Source organism: Candidatus Bathyarchaeota archaeon (assembly GCA_023131225.1).
Lineage (GTDB): Archaea > Thermoproteota > Bathyarchaeia > Bathyarchaeales > SOJC01 > JAGLZW01.
The window spans coordinates 29,665-49,047 of the sequence record JAGLZW010000020.1 but is presented as its reverse complement, the minus strand read 5'-3'; the positions used below and the strand labels follow the sequence as shown (position 1 = coordinate 49,047).

The following is a 19,383-nucleotide window of genomic DNA, read 5'->3' as shown; positions in this document are numbered from 1 at the left end:
TAACGTGAGAGTTGACCAACGCTTACGACAATTTGTCCACTGTTTGGGATTTAGCTGTATTGGAGGAGCTATATTTCTGCAGATTCTTGTTTTCTCGGACATTGTTATGAAAGGCTACTTTTTCGCAGTGGAGCATAACCAGCTGATTTTGTCGTTTGAAGTCGTGCTTACTTTATTTGCTCTTATTTACTTCCTGTATGTATACCAACGCTTTATACGCGCATTGGAATAGCAGATTTTCGATAGCAAAAATTAAAAATACGCTTAAAATAGTTCTAATTTTTCAAAATAATGTTAGAAAACCGTTAAATACCGTTTGATAGAACCAAATAAGCACTTCTAAAAGGTGGAAGAAAATTGAACACTAAACGATTAGTATCTTTACTGATAGCAACAGTGATTCTTACAACTATATGCGTGAGTGCACCCGTATTCTCGGAAACTGAGGAAAGACAAACATACTCATTTACTCAAGGGGGTCTACTCATGGAAGTAGTGTCTCCAATTCAAGCTTGGCCTGGAGATAAAATAAATATCACCATAAGGGTCAACGCGTCAGCAAAAATCCACATAGATTTCATCAACGGAAACATTTCTTGCTTGACGGAGAATCTGACTGAAACTTCAATCAAATACATAAACTTCCTCGAAAACTTCGACTTCGATTTAGGACAAACCTACGAGCAGCACTATGAAATGGTCATACCTGTGGATGCCTTGCCCGGCTTGATTTCTGGCAAGTTGAGGTACAAGTGGGACATCAAAGGAGATATACCCACACCTGTGAATAACGTCCATGGTTTTCAGGCCACATTTATCCAAAATAAGGCCTACGAAAATCTGAGACAAGCTTATGATTCGCTGAACAGTTTCCGTGATGACTTGCAGGCCAACTATACTTCGCTGGAGGCAAACTATACCGATTTACAGCAGAAGTATCAATAGTTAGAAGGTCAGCAGATCGGTGAGAATAACTCAACAGGTTTGATGTACATCTTCATAATAACTACAGGAATCTTCGTTGTAACAACGATTTTCTTAATGGTAAGGCGTCCTAAGACGACAACGTGGTAAGCTTCGCTGTAAGCATCAGTACCCTTATTTCTTGTGCAGTTTCTGAGCGGCGATGAAGGTTAATCCTCGTTCGGTGAGGGCTTTGGCAGTTCTGTTCATCGAGTCATGCTTGTCCAGATAGTTGATTGTTAGTTTCGGCATCAAATTCTGCGCAAGAATGTCCTTTTGGGGGACAAAGTATTCCAAGATGTCCGAGGGGTGTTCCCGAGTTTTCTCAACTTCGAGCACCCCGCCCTCATGTTTAGCGCTAATGTTCTTCACATGGTCGGCGATTTCCAGAAGTTCGTCAAGTCGGTCGTATGGCTGTCTGACAATGCTTTTGTAAGTTTCTACTATGTGATGCTCAATGCGTACAATGTCTTCAAAGTCGAAAGCTTTTCGTATATAGGCTGAAATTTCAATTGTCTCGTTGTTGACGGAATTTGCAAGGTTGAAGCCTACAAGTGGGCTGGTGCTGTCGTCACGACTAAAGAGCTTAGCGGTCATTAGCGTCCAGAAGCAAGAGTAAGGGTTATCGTTGCCTAGATATACTGAAATTTTGAATTCGATGTCGATTCCAAGCTTGTGGAGCCAGTATCCCAGCATTACGCTTCCTATGTTTATATTCAACACCTGTTGAATGCCGTATTTAGTGTAATAGTGCAGAAATTCATCAACCCACTTCAAAGCGTATTCGTTTGGCATCCCGACGCCGCCAAAATATCCGGTGATAGTCTCGGGTCCACCTAGGTGAACGTTAATGGGTAGGCCATCGGGTCCAGGTAGAGTTCCCTTTGTATCTAACGTTTCCACGTACGAAGCGCCTACAATCTGCATTGCTGCTGCAAACGCCAAGAGTTCATTGTCTTCATTTTGCTCTTTCATGGAGTGGACGCGAATAAAGCGACTGGGCATAAGGTCCTGCTGTGCAATGGCTTTTTTTGCTTCTTCTATAACCCAAGGGAAAAAGTTGCACGCGCTGATTTCGAGGGTGACGGCGAATGACTCATTGAACGTCGTAGAATCTGCTTTATCTCCTAGAATTTTCCTGCGATAATTGGGAATGCTGATAAAAGCGTCGTTGTCCCGTTGTTCAATAAGCCACTCAAGATCTCTTACAAAGGGTGAGTTCTTTGCCTTTAGTTGACTCATGAGGTTTTCGAGTTTACGGGCTTCTCGAGCCTTTCGGTTAATCTCTTCGACACTGCCATATTTTTCAATAATTTTAAGTAAATTGTCTACAAGAGGGTTGTCTTCTTTTAGAAGGAAATCGTTAATTTTCTTTAGATTTTCTTCCTTGATTCTCAATTTATGTTTGAGGTTGTTCAACACATGCTCCTCCAAGTTTTCTATTGACTTTTAAGGGCGCCTTATGTTGCGTTATAATGTTAGCAGTATTTATAAGAATAGCTCTGCGAAATCAGTGTCAATTCACACTGGTCAACGTAGAGTGAAGGACTTAAATGTGTACAAGACACGATAAATTGTAAAGGAGTTGGAGTTGATGTTCAAGCCTAAAGGGATCATGCCTGCCTTAGTGACACCTTTTGCTGATGACAGAAAGCAGGTTGATGAAGAGCAAATGCGTGTGCTTGTTAATCACTGTATTGAGCTCGGCGTTAGCGGTGTTGTTCCTTGTGGGACTACTGGTGAGTTCATAAACATGACTATCAAAGAAAGGAAGCATGTTATTGACGTTGTTGTTGATGAAGTTAACGGCAGAGTTTCCGTTGTAGCGGGCACCGGAGCAAGCGGAACCGAACAAGCGTTAGAGATGACAAAGTATGCAAAGGATGCTGGTGCTGACGCAGCTTTAATTGTGACACCTTACTACCTAAAGCCTACCAGCAGAGGAATTTACGAGCACTATTTCACCATTGCGTCTAAGGTGGATTTGCCATTAATCCTCTACAACATACCTCAATGCACCGGACTACCCTTGCCATGGCAGATGGTGGAAGACCTCGCGCAGATACCCAACATAGTCGGCGTCAAAGACAGCAGCGGGCAACTTAGCTTCATTTTGGCAGTTTTAGAAAAGGTTCGCGACAAAATTAACGTGATGTGTGGTCATGACGAGGTGGTCATGGCGGCTTTGGCTGCTGGAGCCAGTGGAGCAATCTTGGCAAGTGCCAACTTCATTCCTGATATTTGGGTTGAAATTTACAACAACGTACAAAAGGGCGATTTGCAGAGGGCTCGTGAGCTGCAATACAAGGTTCAGAAAATCGCAAGGATTACGGCTCAGAGTGGCGCGGTGGGCGCTAAGGAGGCTTTGAACATGATAGGAATTAAGGTTGGGCGTGTAAGATTGCCGCTTAGCGTTGGCGGTGAGCTTACGTATGAGGCGAGGGAAGAGTTGCGGCTGGATTTGGAGAAGATTGGCAAGATAAAGGCTAAACCAGTTAAGTTTGAGATTGAGGAGAAAGCTTTGGAAGAAAGGTTTACGGCTGTTCACATAACACCTGAAGTAATTCATGATTTCAAACTGCGTGTGGGTGAGGCTTTGGCTGGGAAGGATGCAGAAGTGGCGCACATCGACCTGATGATTGGCAAGAAAGACGGTCCCGTTGGTGAGGCATACGCGAAGGCGAAGGCAAATCCGACTCCGGGACATGAGGCGCTTGTAGCTATTCTGGAGCCCAATGTCTTGGTAAAGCCTGTCACGTTGATGGTTCCCACGGTGACAATTAAGAACATGCGGCAGGCGAGTATGGTTTATGGACCGGCGCAGGCCGGCGTGGCTAAAGCAGTCGCGGACAGTTTGGCGGATGGCAGCATTCCAAAAGGGGCTGCAGAAGATTTGATTATTATTGCGAATGTTTTCGTACATCCGTCGGCGGTTAATCGGCAAAGAGTGTACATTAATAATTACAAGGCTATGCGGCACGCTATTCGAAGAGCTATTGAGGGAAGACCATCGGCAGATGAGGTTACGGAGAATAAGGACCGGTCGAAGCACCCCTTCAAATACACACCTTAGTTGATGCTTCATTTACTTATGCGTAGCCTTACAACCTTGAGTTTCTCTTCAAAACCAGAGTCAGTGAAGGCGTAGGCAGAGTGTTTCCAGAGGGTCAGAAGGACAGGCAGAGAAGTTTCTGGACAAGTATGAGGGAATCAGGCTTGATGATTTTAAGATCTCCACATTGAAAGGACGAGAGGTTTTGCGATGTCACTTTCGAGTATTGAAACGAGCGCGCGCGCGTCAGATCTGGATGAAAACTCAAACCCCGATAATTTAAACCGAAGTTTTAAACCTAACCCCTTGATCTTTAGGAATAAAAAAGATAGGTTTGCGGGGGAAATTCCGTAGGAATTTGCCGGTGTTGGGTGATATCTCCTTTTTCTATAGTTCAAATCATGCGCCCCTCCACAATGAAACGGGAACGCACACGCATGACAGGACTAATTTTTTAGGTCAACACGACAAAATGAATTGGGAGCCTGACTCTTGGATCTCTTGCTGTATATAGTCTTAATCTTCGTTGCAGTAGCCTTATTGGTCATATTCAGTACACATCGAAAACATCAATTAGCGCATCTGCAACAGAAGCTAAATGAGAAGCGGGAAGAGATTTTAAACGCAGTTGCATCATTTCGCTCAGTACTCGATTCTAAATACTACATATCAAAAGCTGAATATTCAGATTGGCATGCTAGTTGGAATTATCTGCGACCTCTCGTTCAGCAATACAGTCAAAAGGATATAGAAACCGGATTTGATGACGAGTTAAAAGCGCTGGAATCCGCATTTGAAAATGGAGCAACTCTAATCAAGAAAAAGAATGAAGAATATATTCAGCACGAACTGCAAAAATACCAAGATTTCTTTGATGATGTGGAGGTGCATCCTCTTACCGAGAGTCAGAGGCGTGCAATAATAACAGATGAAAAACACAACTTAGTCGTAGCTGGAGCTGGAACTGGGAAAACTAGCACTATTATTGGTAAGGCGGCGTATCTACTAGAGAAAAAACTGGCCAAGTCCAATGAAATCCTGTTGATCTCCTTCGCCAGAGAAGTCAGGAAAGAGCTGAAAAACAGAGTTTACAAGTTAAAGCATCGCCCAAGAGAACTCGAAGCAAAGACGTTTCATAGCCTTGGTTTGAAAATCATTAACAGCGTTGAGGGCAAAGTCCCATCGGTCTCCGAACTATCTCGGGATAAGCTCAAACTTCGCAAAGCGATTCAAGGGTTCATTGACAAGAGAAATGAAAATCGGGAGTTTCTTGACAAGTTAAATAGGTATTTTGCATTTCATAGAACACCATATAAAAGCGAATTCAACTTCAAATCAAAAGGCGAATACATTGATTTTCTCCGTAACAATCAAGTTCGCTCGCTTAACGGAGACTTAGTTAAAAGCCTTGAAGAATGTGAGATAGCCAACTTCTTGTACATGAATGAAATTGACTACGAGTATGAACGCGACTACGAGGTTGATCTCTCCTCAAAATGGCGTCGACAATATAAGCCTGATTTTTACCTACCAGAATACCATATTTACATAGAGCATTTTGGCGTAGATAGGAACAATAATACTGCGTCCTTCATCGATAGAAAAGAATACATTGCAGAGATGAATTGGAAACGGCAGGCGCATCACAAGAATCAAACCACATTGATAGAAACCTATAGTTGGGAGAAACTTGAGGGAATTTTGCTCGAGGAGCTTAAAAGTAAACTCGCTTCGGAAGGCGTAGAATTCAACCCAATTCCCCCGGAACAGATGTTTGATAGGTTAAATGGACTGGGATTGGTACACCCCTTTGTCGGATTATTGGCAACCTTTCTCAATCTATTCAAGTCTTCGCATAAGTCTACACGCGAGTTGCTTGAGCAGTCAAGGGAACTGCCAGATCGCAGACGATACGAGGCATTTCTCGAAATTTTCTCTGAGATTTACCATGACTATGAGGAGAGCCTTGGCGAAGAGATTGACTTTGACGATATGATAAACAGGGCGGAAAAATATGTAACTGAGCATTCATACAGTTCTGAATTCAAGTATATTCTTGTGGATGAATTCCAGGACATTTCATATAGTAGATTCAGGTTGTTGAAGGCTTTAGTTGACTGCAACCCCTCTGCAAAGCTGTTTTGCGTGGGAGACGACTGGCAGGCCATCTACAGGTTTAATGGGGGTGATATATCTATCATGACTGATTTCGAGGATCACTTTGAGCCATCTGAAAATCTAATCTTAGACAAAACCTTTAGATTTGACAACAAACTCTGCGATTTCTCGACGAAGTTCATTCTGAAGAATCCTAATCAGATTAAGAAGCAGCTCACTTCTTATGTCGAGTCTGCTGATCCACCGGTTACCTTGTTGTGGACAGAGACTGATGAAGATGCGTGTATGCATGCTGTGCTGAAACGTATCGAATCCTCCGAAGAGGAGGGTGCCCATGTATTCGTAATCGGGAGATATAACCATCAAGAACCTGCTAATCTTTCTCAACTTCGAGAGAAATTCCCCAAGCTAAGGATTGAATATTCAACTGCACATAGCTCCAAAGGAAAAGAGGCGGATTATGTTATTGTCATTGGATTGACTTCCCAGCGTTTTGCGTTCCCATCGCAAATCCAAGATGACCCTGTATTAGACCTTGTTCTGGCAAAGAAGGAGCAAATTCCAAACGCTGAAGAGAGGAGGTTATTTTATGTCGCCGTAACAAGGGCCAAGAAGCATGTGTACTTAATTGCCGACAAGAATGATCCATCAACTTTTGTTTGTGAGATTGAAAGTAGTGACTATGAAGTTATAGTTGAGGGCAGCAGAGGAGATGGTACTGTTTTGTGTCCTAAGTGTAAAACAGGGGTCATTGTGCTTCGACAAGGTGAATATGGAAAGTTCCATTCGTGTAATAACTATCCATACTGTGAATACAAACCGCATGTTTGTCCTCAATGTGGTGTGGGTTTTCTCCATGAAAATCCAGACCCTGACGAGTTTGCAATGTACTATATTTGCTCAAATAGAAGTTGCTCATTTAAGGGCACGAAATGTCCTCATTGTGAAGATGGATATCTCGTTTTGAGAAGAGGTAGATATTCAAAATTCTTTGGCTGCAGCAATTATCCAGCTTGCAGGTATACAAGATCAATTTCTAAATAATTAACGTCTAAGAGACGCGTGTAGGACAGGGTATACTAGAAAAAAGAGGAGATTGGGTGATATCTCTCGTGTGTGGGGGGTTCAAATCCCAGCGACTTCACTTCAACATCTTGGACAGCTACCTTCCTGACTCTCTTTTTCTGAAAATGCTTCTTAAGCCGCAGAGTTATAAGGTTCGAGTGCTAGTATCTGAATTCCAACTAAAGGAGTGATTGACATGACCAGCAAAAGTAGCGAACGTTCTTTTCAGATGTTTCCAATCGGGTATATCCGAAGAAATGAGAAAAACATCAACCTAGAGATTTCTGAACCTTTCAAACCAGCTTTAAAGCAACTCGATCACTTCAGCCACGTAATGGTGTTTTGGTGGGCGCACAAACATGACAACGAAAAGAGTCGGACCATACTTCAGTGCGAGCCTCCTTATGCTAAAGGAAAAATAACAGGCGTGTTCGCAACTCGAGCAGAATACCGTCCAAATCCAATTGCCATGACAACATGCAAAATCCTCCAAGTAGACGAAATGAAAGGAATCATTAGAGTTGCAGATATTGATGCCTATGATGGCACACCGATTGTCGATCTAAAGGCTTACTTCCCCGTGTGTGATCGAGTGAAAAGGGCAAAGATTCCTGAATGGCTTTCAGATTGGTCAGAATGGATGCCGGAAGAAGGAATAGGGCTCTAGATATAGTTATGCGCGCGCATGTTCTGATTCTTGAAAGTGGAAGGCACACCGACAATTTTATTTTAAACCTCAACTATGATACATATGGGAAGAATTGAGGAGACCGTCGAATTCTCCGGTTCAAAAAATATCTGAGAATAGTGATGAGAAGTGAAGATGAAAAGAGCCTTTTATGCATTGGTTGTTCCCATAACCTTCCTCCTTTCCTTATTGTCCTTTGTGCCTTGGACATTCACGGTAGGGGAGCCAACAGCTCGTGTACGCTTGATTCCTAGTTTCACCGTGCTTGACCATCCTGGCGAGGAGGTCACTATTGCCTGTATAGTTGAGAATGCTTACAATCTATCGGGTTTGGATATAGAAATCAGCTGGAATGCAAACCATCTTTTCCATGAAAATCACACGGTGACCGTTCCAGTGGAAGATTACCCAACACCCATTCCCCCAAGTCCTTATGGTGGTGTTCTTCATGTACCCGAAATTAAACTGGCAGATACTGTAACTAGTGGAACCTACCATGTGACTTATGGTACACTTGGACCATCTTTCAATGGTAATGGAACAGTTTTCGTCATGACCTTTGTGATGGTGGGTCATCCGCAGACTTTTGTTGACGTTAATGTTCATTTTGAGATTTGCGATCTTGTTTACATTGATTGCGTTTGTGAAGATGCTGTGGTGAGATTGTTAGGGTGGAATGTGGAAAATCATGATTTAGCAGTACTGGAGGTTTCAACATCAAAGAATGGTTGCTTGCCGTTTCCTGTAGTTGGTCAGGGATACAGTACTGATGTGATCGTAGTCGTTGAAAATCAAGGCGAATACCTCGAGACATTCGACATAGCAGTTTATGCGAACTATACACGAGTTAACACACTACATGGATTCACCTTGTCTCAAGGAAGCGTTGAAGCATTTACAGTACCACTAGACACTTCGGGTCTTGTTAAAGGAAATTGGGTAGTTCATGCAATAGTGGAATCCACCACTGATATCGAAACAGCTGACAACTCAATAACCAATGGCGCAATATTTGTTACTCTACCAGGAGATGTTGACGGAGACCGTGACGTTGACATATTTGACATAGTTCGCATGGCTGGCGTCTACGGCGTAACAATCCAAGATCAACGATACGATCCAAACAACGACATAGACGACGACGGTTACATCGACATCTACGACATAGTAACTGCAGCAGGAAACTACGGCGAAAGTTGGTAGCCAAAACCACTCAGGGTTAGCTCGTGCGTCCGCTCCATGTTAGGAAACATTTCAGCGAATGTGCCAAAAAAGAGGGAATTTGCGGGAGACATCTCCACTGGGGTCAGTGTCCAAGCTGGACGACTCTTTTGAAAAAAGAGGATTGGTTTACACCCTTCCAGAAGGGCTCCAAATATGATTGTGGGTTTCGGTGTATGCGTTTGTGGCTAAACCTCTCTAGGTTTTATTTGGGAATCAAATAGGTTCCCTATAAACCTCAAATATGGGTTGTTTTCTTAGGCGGCGTGACATGTGCATTTTATAGGTTGATGCCTTCTTCGAAGGCGCATAGATTTGTTTTTATAGTGTCTGCTCTGACGCTGGTTGTGATGGCTTTTTTCATAGCTTCTTTACTTACGATTTTAGTGATTTCTGTTAATGCGCCGAGCATTACGACATTTGCGTACATCTTAGATCTTAATTGTGTTTCAGCAACTTTGGTTGTTGGCAGGTTGTAGACTTTGGCTTTGATTTCTGGGATTTGCTTCACTAAATCTTTATCGACTAGCAAGGTGGCGTTTTCTTTCAAGTCTTTAATGTGTGCATTTATGGCGCTCTGGCTCATTGCCACGAGGATGTCACATTTTCTCACCATCGGATAGCCTATTTTCTGGTCTGAGATTATTACTTCGCTTTTTGCGGCGCTTCCTCTGGCTTCTGCTCCGTAGCTCTGGGTTTGCACCACGTTTTTTCCGTCGTAGACTGCAGCACGCCCAAGTATTTGGCCTGCAAGGACGACTCCTTGTCCTCCAAGTCCGCAGATTCGCACTTCAACACTAGTCATCGCCTCTTTGCCTCCTTTGACATTGCTCGGATGTTTTCAGTTAAAGATGGATGCCTTCTGGAAGCGAATTCGCCGACAACTATCTTCTCTTCTAGTTCCTTTTCAGTCAGCTTCTCTGCCTCCTCAACCGTTATGCTTTGCTTCTTTAACCAAAGAAGCATCTCTCCAGCGTTCTTGAAACCAACGCGGCGACCATAAGCCGTTGGGCACTGACTTATTGCTTCAACGAAGCTGAAACCTTTCGTAGTCAACGCCTTCTTAATGACTTCTTTTAGCTGATTTACGTGCGCTGTGGTCGACCTTGCAGCATAACATGCTCCCGCAGAGACGACGAGGTGAACGGCGTCTAAGGGGCGTTCAAAGCCGCCGTAAGGAGTAGTAGTGGTTTTCGTCTTCAAAGGAGTTGTTGCAGCCACTTGCCCACCAGTCATGCCATAAATCATGTTGTTCACCATAATCACGGTAATGTCAAGGTTTCTTCTCGCCGCGTGGATCAAATGGCTTAGCCCTATTCCGACAATGTCACCGTCGCCGCCAAAAACAACCACATCCAAGTCAGGTCGCATAAGCTTGATGCCGGTCGCGACTGGAATGCTTCGCCCATGTGTAGTATGGATAGAATCTGCCTTAAAGTGTGGTGATGGAATCCACGAAGAACAGCCGATGCCGCTGCAGAAGACGAATCCTTGGAGATCTCGGTGACCAAGCTCGTGAACAGCCCTGAGAAAGCAAGTAGCCACGGTGGTGCCGCCGCATCCTTCACAGAAGGGGAATCGTATATCTCGAAGATAATTTTTGCTGGAAAAAGCTTCGCTCATTGTTTCTCGACGCTCCTTTTGATTTCATAAAAAAGTTCCTCAGGCGTCAACATTTCTCCGCCACCAATCTTGTTAACAGAAACAACTTCTGCAGCACCACAAACAACTCTCTGCACCTCAAAGAAAATCTGCTGCAAGTTCATCTCAGGTACAATAATTGTCTCAGCTTTCTGCGCCATCATTTGGATGGGTTTTTCAGGAAAAGGCCAAATCGTCTTCAACCTAATAAAACCAGCTTTAATCCCGCTCTCTGTGGCCATTTCTACTGCCTTATAAACTGCACGAGAAGTACTTCCAAAAGTGACAATGCCAACCTCGCAGCTATCCATATTAAAGGCTTCGAAATCCGTTAATGATTCAGCATTATTCCTGATTTTTCCGACAAGCCGCGTTACAAGACGGCGGTGAACTTCCGGGTCGGCTGTGAAACGCATTCCAAACTCGTCGTGAGTTGAACCCGTCACAGCAACGTCGTGGCCTTCACCTACGGACGGCATAGGTGGCACCTCCTCACCACCAAAGAATGACTCGTCTCCAGGTTTCGGCTTCCGTCTGTCAATGATCTCTATTTCTTCTAGAGGTGGTACAAACATTTGCTCTCTCATGTGAGCTACAATTTCGTCACCAAGTAAAATAACGGGTGCGCGATATTTCTCAGCCAGATTAAAAGCACGAACGGTTAGGTCAAACATTTCCTGCACCGAATTCGGAGATAACACTATTGATGCATAATCCCCATGGGTGCCCCAGCGAGCCTGCATAACATCGCCCTGACCACACTTCGTAGCCTGTCCCGTGCTTGGTCCGGCTCTTTGGATATCAGCTATAACGCATGGAGTTTCAGTCATGAAAGCATATCCAATGTTTTCTTGCATGAGGCTGAAGCCAGGACCAGAAGTTGCGGTCATCACCTTGGCGCCTGTCCAGCTTGCTCCAATCAAAGCCGCCATCGAAGCTATTTCATCTTCCATTTGAATCATGATTCCATCAACTTGTGGAAGACGTTTTGCCATGTGCTCAGCGATTTCACTGGCGGGAGTAATCGGGTAGCCAGCAAAAAATCTGCATCCAGCAATGATTGCAGCTTCGGCTAAGGCTTTGTTTCCTTGCATGAAATGCATGCCTGGAGAGAGTTGTTTAGCCATTCTCGTGTCTCCTAGGTGTTTTGTTTGTGTCCACTGTCTAGCTTAAAGATTTATCTGAATAGCTAAAAACCTATGCAGAATAGTTGCGTGCTACTGTCTTCTTCGAATCATAACCGCAATAATTGCTACCGTAAACGCTGCACCGACACCAGCATAAATATACATCGAATACTTGACCATAAAAGAAGGTTCTACGACAACAAACTGGAAGGTATCGCTGAAGGATTCATATCGCACATCGTCTTCCACGAACTGTGCTCGTACACTCCAAGGGCCAAGAAACGGTGGTTTAAAGCCTGCTGAAAAGTTTCCGTCTGTTTGCACGTAGCAGATTTGCTCAACGATTGACCCGTTTGAAGATGTGAAAACTAGTTTTACACGTGCATCCTCACTTTCTGGCGCGGGTCGCGCGAAGCCGCTTATTGACACGTTTTCTCCAAGCGTTACGGCTTCACTGCTTAAAGTGAAGTTCACATGAGTTGGGTGCTTTACTGTGTAGCTGCCGCTAAGATTCATCATGTTATCGAGGAAATCAAAGGCTTCCACACGGTAATCCACCGTTATGCCAGCTTCTTGTCCAGAAATTGTTCCGTTGCAAGTGCGGTTGCTTACCAATATCTCTGTAACACTGGAGGTGTTCCAGTTGTTGATGGAATAGTAGAGGAAAGCTTGCTGAATGTTCGAGTTGTTTGAAACTGCGGTGATAACGGTTTCGTTGTTGGGATAGACTTTCTGAATGGGAGTTGCCAGTTGTAACACCGAATCCCCAAAGTTTGTTTTAACTCTAAAGCTTACGTTTCCTGAGCCAAGCTCGCCAATCAAAACAAGATGATAGAGACTTTCTTCCTTGTACGGCGCTGTGTAGTTGATTAACATGTCTTGCCCAAAATACTCGCAGCTCGCATAAGCTTCACCTCTAGGACCTTCACTGTCCAGGTTGTAACCGCCAAAAAAACCACTTATTTCGCCATAGAGTCCCGGCTCCCAAGCCAAAGGAACATCATTCAACCGTTCGCCCATATTGTTTGCAGGGTTTGCCATAAAATACAGCCTTGCCTCGTACATATCCAAAGTGTCAGGTACTTCAACTTGAATTTCAATGCGTTCGCTGCTGGCAGTGAACTCATATGCCCAACTAGTGTTTTCCACAGACATGTTTCCCTGTTTTCCTTCGATGAAACGGCTGTGCCACATATTTGGTTTAACATGCTCAATCACCATGAGCGTGGCGGCGTCTGCAGCTTGGCTTTCTCTGGGATCGTTTCGGATGACGAAGCTGTAGTTGCCCGAATACTTCGGCGTGAAAAAAGGATAGTCTACGGTGGTTCCTAAGTGCTCAGGAAGCCCTGCGGCCTCAGTGTGATAGCCCTCTAGTTCTCCTTGGGGGTTATAGACGTATATGTCGTAGTCGGTTTCTGGTGTAGCCCCGTCATTTATCCAATCTCCATAGCAATAGACGTGATAAGTGTGATTTGCGGCTAAGGCGTAGACGTATGTCCAATTGGCGCCAATTTGAATCTGAGATGCATTAATCTTCATAGGGCTGGCTGGTCTGCGCGCAAAAGTCCAGTTGCCGTAAGGTGGCTCGTTGATGTAGTTAAAGGTCCAATCCTTCTCATAGATAAGACCTGAGGCGATGATGGTGAGCGAAGAGGCTAAGATACATGCTAGCAAGGGCAAGAACATCAGCGTTTTAGCTAACTTCATGGACAATGGTTGTTCCTTCGCACAGTGAAGCTTTGTATCTAAGTTATTTTATGAGGGCAATAATCGTTATGAAGAAGCGGTAAGGATTCTGAATTAGAATCGAATCGCAAGTTGAAGATTTCTTTTGGAAACATATTTACCCTCGTACATTAGCTAGATTAAGCATAGGTGAAAACACGTTTGGATAAGGACATAGTGGACTATGCATTGGATTATGCCCGAAGCAAGAAAGTCGAGTACGCAGAAGCAAGAGCCCACAGCACAAAACACGAAGAACTGGTGATTAAAAACGGTGCTCTAGACGCTTTTGTCTCAACTATCGACAGCGGGTTCTGTGTAAGAATACTTGCCAACGGCGGACTTGGTTTTGCGTCAACTAACAAATGGACAAAAGATGAAGCAAAAACAGTCGTGGAGACGGCGTACAGGTTTGCCACGATGGCAAGGCGCAAAGACAAGATTACCTTTGCAGACGAAAAAGGCGTCAAAACGAAATGGAGCGTTGAACAGAAAGAAAAGATTGAAGATATTCCGCCGGAAAAGAAGATAGACGAGTTGATGGAAGTCGACAAAACCCTTGCGTCTCAAAAAATTAAAATTCCTGGAAGAATGATGGCTTGCTCAATAAACCTCATAGAAAAATACTTTGTGAACTCTGAAGGTTCAGCAATTTCGTCCTTCGTGCCACAAATAGCAGCCTTCGCCTTCATAACCGTAGTTGAAAATGGCAAGCCAGAACAAGCTTACAAGCAATTTGGACGCAGCGGAGGATGGGAATCTTTCGGCGAGTGGAAGATGGCTGAGGCACTGCTCTATGAAGCGAAGGTGCTGCAAAAGTTAATCAAAGAAGGAAAAGCTGTCAAATCTGGAAAGATGGATTTAGTTTGCGGAAGAGAAGTTACAGGCATTGCCTCCCACGAGTCTTGTGGGCACCCAATTGAAGCAGATCGCATACTTGGACGAGAAATGAGCCAGGCAGGGCGTTCCTTCATATATCTTGGAGGTCCATACTGGATAGGGACTAGAATTGGCAACGATATAGTGACCATAGTAGATGACCCAACTGTGACAAACAGTTATGGTTATTATGAGTATGATGACGAAGGAATCAAAGCAAGACGAAGATACCTGTATAAAGATGGCATAATAAACGAGTTCCTACAGAACAGAGAAACTGCAGCCAAACTTGGCACGAGAAGTAACGGTTCTTCTAGGGCAAATAGTTATTCTAGAGAAGCCATTGTGCGAATGGCGAACACCTTCTTGCTGCCTGGCGACTGGACAGAAGAAGAAATTATCGAAGATGTAAAACATGGAATCTACATGAAATCCTTCACAGAATGGAACATAGACGATAGACGTTTCAATCAACGCTATGTAGGCAGAGAGGCTTACCTAATAGAAAACGGAGAACTGAAACATCCGGTTGCAAGACCTGTTATCGAAACCTCTACCAAGACTTGGTGGAGCAGTGTTGACGCTATATCTAAAAAAGTTGAATTTGAAGCGGCAACATGTGGTAAAGGCGACCCGGCGCAGGGAATTCCTGTCTATACAGGCGGTTCAGTTATTCGTTTAGGAGAGGTGTACGTAAAATGAGTGAAGTCTTAGCGAAAACAGAAGCCATAATAAAGAAAGGTAAAACTCTAGGCGCAGATGAAGTTCTCGCCAAAACAACCTTTGGACTGTACAGACAAACACGGTTCAGCAACAACCAAATAGACATCACAGTGGCGTGGAACGACTATGTAACAGACGTTGCACTAGCATGGAACAAACGATTAGTCGCGACCCAAATACGAAACTTCCAAAACACAGACAAAACCATAGAACAACTATTCAAGCTAGCTAAGGTGTCAAAGGAAAACCCAACGTACGGCGGAATAGCCAAAGGTACATTCAAATACCCAAAGGCAACGGCAGACAAGAAGCTCCGAGAACTGGAAAACCCCTCTGGATACGTCTTCGAGGCTATAGAAGCCGCAGAAAAAGAAGCCGGAGAAGTCGACGCAGGAGGCATCCTCTACACGAAGTATGAAGACGTTTACCTTGTCTCTTCTGAAGGTCCGACTGGGCAAGATGCAAGGTCGGCAATCGAGTTGTCAATCAGAGCTTTCTCGCAGAGAGACGCCTCAGGACACGGCGTAGAGTGCTGTTCGTCACTAAAGGATTTCAACCCTTCTAGAGCTGGAGAAAAAGCTGGCGAAATCGCGAAGTTAGCTAGGAATCCAAAGCAAGGCGAGGATGGCAAGTATGACGTTATCTTTGACCCACTGTTCTTTGGTTCAATGTTGGGCACATGGGGTGGAATGGCATCTGCGTATAGCGTTATGATTCAGTTGTCGATATTTGTGAAAAAACTCGGCCAGAAAGTTGCGTCTGACATAGTCACACTACGGGATAAACCTGCAGAGTACTCAGTAAGTAACTGTGTCTTTGATGATGAAGGTTTTCCTGTTCAGGAGAACATATTCATAGATAAAGGCGTGCTTAAGACATACCTTCACAACACGTCAACTGCAAAAATCTTCAAGACTAAAACAACGGGCAACGCTGGATTGGTGCAGCCGGCAGCGTGGAACATTGAAATGGATCCAGGAGATATGAGCAAAGATGAGCTTTTCAGCCAAGTAAAACGTGGCTTGTACCTCACTAACACGTGGTACACCCGATTCCAAAACTACGCAACTGGAGACTTTTCCACAATCCCGCGAGACGGCATATTCCTAATAGAAAACGGTGAAATTAAGCAGTCATTGAAAGACTTGCGGCTAAGCGACAACGCCCTTAGACTACTAAGCCAAATCACAGGGATATCAAAGGAAAGGCAGCATGTACATTGGTGGCTTGAAGCTGAACCCCCATCACTAGCGCCATACGTTCTGGCAAAAGACATACAATTAACAAGGCCAAAGTAACCGCTTTTTTCCCTTTTCCTTTTGCAAAAATCTTAAACACGCAAGAGTGGTTGATGAGGAATAGAGGGTTTTCCATGAAAGTAACGTTTGAAAAGATAGTGAAAGATGAACTTTCCGGAGAAGTTGCCAAGTCTTACGTCATCCAAATCACCTGTTTCCACCGAATTCAAGCATCCACAATGTTCCACAAAGCCGCCGAATACGTCAGAGACACACTGCACAGACTCGGTCTCAAAGATGCCAAAATCGAACAATTCACCTCAGATGGCGCCAAAAAATATTGGACATGGACTTCTCCAATTGGATGGGAAGTCAAAAGCGCCGAACTACACTTGGTTGAACCTGAAAAGAAACTCATTGTCAGATACGAAGATGTGCCTACATGTCTCCACGCTTACAGCAAAGCCACACCAACTCAAGGCATAACAGCCGAGCTAATTGATGTAGGCGAAGGAACCAAACCAAAACATTATGAGGGAAAGGACGTAAGAGGCAAATTCGTTTTGGCAACTGGTAGAGCAAAAAAGGTTCATGAACAAGCAGTCTACAAGTATGGCGCCGCCGGGGTCATAACTGACACCATAACGCATGAGATGGAAAACGTTCGGGAAAGCGTTGACATACCTGACGCCCACGCCTACCAATCCATCTGGCCTACAAAAGAAGAATTAGACAAGGTAAGTTTCGGTTTTTCCCTCAGCAAGCGACAAGGAAACCACTTGCGAGCGTTACTCAAAGGCGACAAATCTATAATGCTGAAAGCTAAAGTCGACGCGAAACTATTCCCCGGCAACTTAGATGTCGTAACAGCTACAATACAAGGCAACTTAAAGCCAAACGAAGAAATCTTTCTAGTTGCACACCTCTGTCATCCAAAACCAAGCGCAAACGACAACGCCTCTGGCAGCGGCTTACTTCTAGAAATCGCCCGTACCATACAGAGGCTTATAGAGTCTGGCAAAATCGAGAGGCCAGCAAGAACCATACGCTTTCTTTGGGTACCGGAAACTTTCGGTACAATCGCGTTTCTATATCACCATGAAGATTTAGCGTCCAAGTTAGTAGCTGGTATAAATCTTGACATGGTAGGTCAAAATCAAGAGCTCTGCAAGTCTACTCTAAACCTAGACAAAACTCCAGATTCTAATCCATCGTATCTTAACGACTACGTTTTCAGCCTCCTTGAACGCTCTGTAGAGGAGTTTGACCCGAAAACAGCATTTGGCTCAGCATCCACATTCCGATACTCCATCAACGCCTTCAGCGGTGGAAGCGACCATGCAGAATTCAACGACTCCACCTTTGCTGTTCCATGCATTATGCTGCTTCAGTGGCCAGACCTTTACTACCATTCAAGCATGGATTCAATTGACAAAGTTAGTGAAAACAGCTTAAAACGTGTCGGCTGGATAGCTACGGTTGCAGCCCTAACCCTTGCCAACGCCACTGTTGGAGATGCAATTTTCATGGCAAACCTAACGAGGTGGGGAGCGATGGCTAGACTGCGGGAAGCAGCCGAAGAAGCTGTTACAACTTTGTTCCAGAAGAAGAACAGCTTTGACTCTGCCGAGTTGGCAGAAGAACTTGCCAAAACAGCATTCAACTTCAAGAATAAAGTGGAGCATATAGTTTGGCGGGAAAAAGAGGCAATAAACTCGGTGAAAAGGCTAGGAGGTAGCCCAGAGTTAGAAAACATCATCGCGAAATACACGGAAGACGTAGAGCGTTATAGCCAACTTGAAATTGAACGATTCAAAGAAACCCTAGCCCATGCCACGAAAATAGCAAAAATCACTCTTCCTACTCAGCTGAAAGAAAGCGAAGCAGCAAGAGAAGCAAAAAGTTTAACTCCAAAACGATTGTTCAAAGGCCCCCTCAATGTAGACGCTTTGAAGAAAGCGTTGGGCGAGAAAGAGTACGAATGGTATGAGGAGATTGGAAAGAAAGACAAAGGCTTCAGAAAGAAAACGTATGAAATCTTAAATTTTATGGACGGAAAACGTACAGTGTACAAGATTACAAGGGCAGTTTCAGCGGAGTACGGTGAAACAAGTGCAGAACACGTGTTGAAATTTATACGTGATCTTGAAAAGGCAAATTTTGTTTCCTTGGCTGATAGCTAAACGGAAAACTGAGGACTATTTGTACCTCTTCCTTCGCCGCTCCCGCTTTCTCTTCTCCCGCTTCATTCGTTTCTTTTTCCATTTAGCCCGCATCGCATCTGCCTCTATTCTATTGTTGCATGTTTTTGCCTTAATTCTTCCTCGGTCTTATTTAAACGGTACATAAGCTCTACAATAAAGCTGTCAAGGAATATCATGCAGTTATTTTCGAAGATACTGCCGAGAGGACTTAGGGGTTCACGTTCGCCCAAGATCTGTCTTGAAAGATAATTCTCTTCTCTGGGCCAGCCCATCTTTGTTCGACCTGTAAGAACAACCACGTGGTCTGCGATGTCTCCTAGAGAAGACTTGTCATAAGTAGTAACAGCGATGACCTTTGCACCAACATCCTTTGCAGCCGTACTTGCGATTAACACCATCTTCGTCATGCCAGTTCCCGAGATGGCGATGACTAAATCGTTTTTTCCTGCTGCTGGTGTTATAGTCTCGCCTAAGAAATACACATTAAACCCTAGATTCATCAAGCGCAACGCGAAGGAACGGCCGACAAACCCGCTCCTGCCCATGCCTACAATGAAGATTCTCTTGTCTTGGGATTTGATTATCATCTTTAGCATCGTTTCTACTTGGTCAGAATCCAGTGCTGCTATGGCTTTTTGTGCGCCGACGAGGATTTCCTTGGCTGCGGCTTCAAGCATCTTCAATCTTTTTCGCCGAAAGAGGCAATACTTTCCTACTTTTTAAAAATCTTGTGGTTACC

Annotated in this window: 14 protein-coding genes; 8 read left to right on the top strand and 6 right to left on the bottom strand. The window is 44.3% G+C overall.

Going from position 1 to position 19,383, the window contains the following annotated elements; translation table 11 throughout:
• The first annotated feature begins 486 nt into the window (after window positions 1-486).
• Window positions 487-945, top strand: coding sequence for a hypothetical protein (locus KAU88_05790; GenBank protein ID MCK4478020.1), 459 nt, complete (start codon window positions 487-489; stop codon window positions 943-945).
• A gap of 153 nt (window positions 946-1,098) precedes the next feature.
• Here KAU88_05790 and KAU88_05785 read toward each other — a convergent pair whose 3' ends face one another.
• Window positions 1,099-2,385, bottom strand: coding sequence for a hypothetical protein (locus tag KAU88_05785; GenBank protein ID MCK4478019.1), 1,287 nt, complete (start codon window positions 2,383-2,385; stop codon window positions 1,099-1,101).
• Between the two features lie 172 nt (window positions 2,386-2,557).
• Between KAU88_05785 and dapA the strand changes: the two genes are divergently transcribed.
• From dapA to KAU88_05765, 4 genes are all read left to right on the top strand, one after another.
• On the top strand, window positions 2,558-4,036 hold the full coding sequence (dapA, locus tag KAU88_05780; protein MCK4478018.1) for a 4-hydroxy-tetrahydrodipicolinate synthase: 1,479 nt from the start codon (window positions 2,558-2,560) through the stop codon (window positions 4,034-4,036).
• Window positions 4,037-4,507: 471 nt separating this feature from the next.
• Window positions 4,508-7,177: a UvrD-helicase domain-containing protein gene (locus KAU88_05775; protein ID MCK4478017.1), complete on the top strand. Its 2,670-nt coding sequence runs from the start codon at window positions 4,508-4,510 to the stop codon at window positions 7,175-7,177.
• 217 nt (window positions 7,178-7,394) lie between these two features.
• Complete coding sequence (tsaA, locus tag KAU88_05770) at window positions 7,395-7,865, top strand: tRNA (N6-threonylcarbamoyladenosine(37)-N6)-methyltransferase TrmO (GenBank protein MCK4478016.1); 471 nt, start codon at window positions 7,395-7,397, stop codon at window positions 7,863-7,865.
• A 156-nt stretch (window positions 7,866-8,021) separates the two neighbouring features.
• Entirely contained in the window at window positions 8,022-9,089 is a 1,068-nt protein-coding gene (locus KAU88_05765; protein ID MCK4478015.1) for a hypothetical protein, read from the top strand.
• 298 nt (window positions 9,090-9,387) lie between these two features.
• Here KAU88_05765 and KAU88_05760 read toward each other — a convergent pair whose 3' ends face one another.
• The 4 genes from KAU88_05760 to KAU88_05745 all read right to left on the bottom strand — a co-directional run bounded on the left by KAU88_05760 (window position 9,388) and on the right by KAU88_05745 (window position 13,588).
• A complete protein-coding gene (locus KAU88_05760) occupies window positions 9,388-9,912 on the bottom strand; it encodes a 2-oxoacid:acceptor oxidoreductase family protein (GenBank protein MCK4478014.1) in 525 nt (174 codons plus the stop codon).
• Window positions 9,909-10,730 carry a 2-oxoacid:ferredoxin oxidoreductase subunit beta gene (locus KAU88_05755; GenBank protein ID MCK4478013.1) on the bottom strand — a complete coding sequence of 274 codons (822 nt, stop codon included), beginning with the start codon at window positions 10,728-10,730 and terminating at the stop codon, window positions 9,909-9,911. The genes KAU88_05760 and KAU88_05755 overlap by 4 nt, the downstream gene beginning before the upstream one ends.
• Window positions 10,727-11,875 carry a 2-oxoacid:acceptor oxidoreductase subunit alpha gene (locus KAU88_05750; protein MCK4478012.1) on the bottom strand — a complete coding sequence of 383 codons (1,149 nt, stop codon included), beginning with the start codon at window positions 11,873-11,875 and terminating at the stop codon, window positions 10,727-10,729. Before KAU88_05750 ends, KAU88_05755 begins: the two co-directional genes overlap by 4 nt.
• Before the next feature lie 90 nt (window positions 11,876-11,965).
• The gene (locus KAU88_05745; protein MCK4478011.1) at window positions 11,966-13,588 is read right to left on the bottom strand and encodes a hypothetical protein; all 1,623 of its coding nucleotides are present in this window, start codon (window positions 13,586-13,588) and stop codon (window positions 11,966-11,968) included.
• Between the two features lie 174 nt (window positions 13,589-13,762).
• Here KAU88_05745 and KAU88_05740 point away from each other — a divergent pair, with 174 nt between their 5' ends.
• The 3 genes from KAU88_05740 to KAU88_05730 all read left to right on the top strand — a co-directional run bounded on the left by KAU88_05740 (window position 13,763) and on the right by KAU88_05730 (window position 18,623).
• Window positions 13,763-15,181: a TldD/PmbA family protein gene (locus KAU88_05740; GenBank protein MCK4478010.1), complete on the top strand. Its 1,419-nt coding sequence runs from the start codon at window positions 13,763-13,765 to the stop codon at window positions 15,179-15,181.
• Window positions 15,178-16,500: a TldD/PmbA family protein gene (locus tag KAU88_05735; protein ID MCK4478009.1), complete on the top strand. Its 1,323-nt coding sequence runs from the start codon at window positions 15,178-15,180 to the stop codon at window positions 16,498-16,500. The genes KAU88_05740 and KAU88_05735 overlap by 4 nt, the downstream gene beginning before the upstream one ends.
• Window positions 16,501-16,574: 74 nt before the next feature.
• Entirely contained in the window at window positions 16,575-18,623 is a 2,049-nt protein-coding gene (locus KAU88_05730; GenBank protein MCK4478008.1) for a PqqD family peptide modification chaperone, read from the top strand.
• Between the two features lie 104 nt (window positions 18,624-18,727).
• Here KAU88_05730 and hxlB read toward each other — a convergent pair whose 3' ends face one another.
• Window positions 18,728-19,321, bottom strand: a complete 594-nt coding sequence (gene hxlB, locus KAU88_05725) for a 6-phospho-3-hexuloisomerase (protein MCK4478007.1) — start codon at window positions 19,319-19,321, stop codon at window positions 18,728-18,730.
• Between the last annotated feature and the right edge of the window lie 62 nt (window positions 19,322-19,383).

Bases quoted from the DNA above. Each gene is read 5' to 3' on its own strand.
- KAU88_05790 (MCK4478020.1), top strand. From the start codon at position 487: ATGGAAGTAGTGTCTCCAATTCAAGCTTGGCCTGGAGATAAAATAAAT.
- dapA (MCK4478018.1), top strand. From the start codon at position 2,558: ATGTTCAAGCCTAAAGGGATCATGCCTGCCTTAGTGACACCTTTTGCT.
- tsaA (MCK4478016.1), top strand. From the start codon at position 7,395: ATGACCAGCAAAAGTAGCGAACGTTCTTTTCAGATGTTTCCAATCGGG.
- KAU88_05765 (MCK4478015.1), top strand. From the start codon at position 8,022: ATGAAAAGAGCCTTTTATGCATTGGTTGTTCCCATAACCTTCCTCCTT.
- KAU88_05760 (MCK4478014.1), bottom strand. From the start codon at position 9,912: ATGACTAGTGTTGAAGTGCGAATCTGCGGACTTGGAGGACAAGGAGTC.
- KAU88_05755 (MCK4478013.1), bottom strand. From the start codon at position 10,730: ATGAGCGAAGCTTTTTCCAGCAAAAATTATCTTCGAGATATACGATTC.
- KAU88_05750 (MCK4478012.1), bottom strand. From the start codon at position 11,875: ATGGCTAAACAACTCTCTCCAGGCATGCATTTCATGCAAGGAAACAAA.
- KAU88_05735 (MCK4478009.1), top strand. From the start codon at position 15,178: ATGAGTGAAGTCTTAGCGAAAACAGAAGCCATAATAAAGAAAGGTAAA.
- KAU88_05730 (MCK4478008.1), top strand. From the start codon at position 16,575: ATGAAAGTAACGTTTGAAAAGATAGTGAAAGATGAACTTTCCGGAGAA.
- hxlB (MCK4478007.1), bottom strand. From the start codon at position 19,321: ATGCTTGAAGCCGCAGCCAAGGAAATCCTCGTCGGCGCACAAAAAGCC.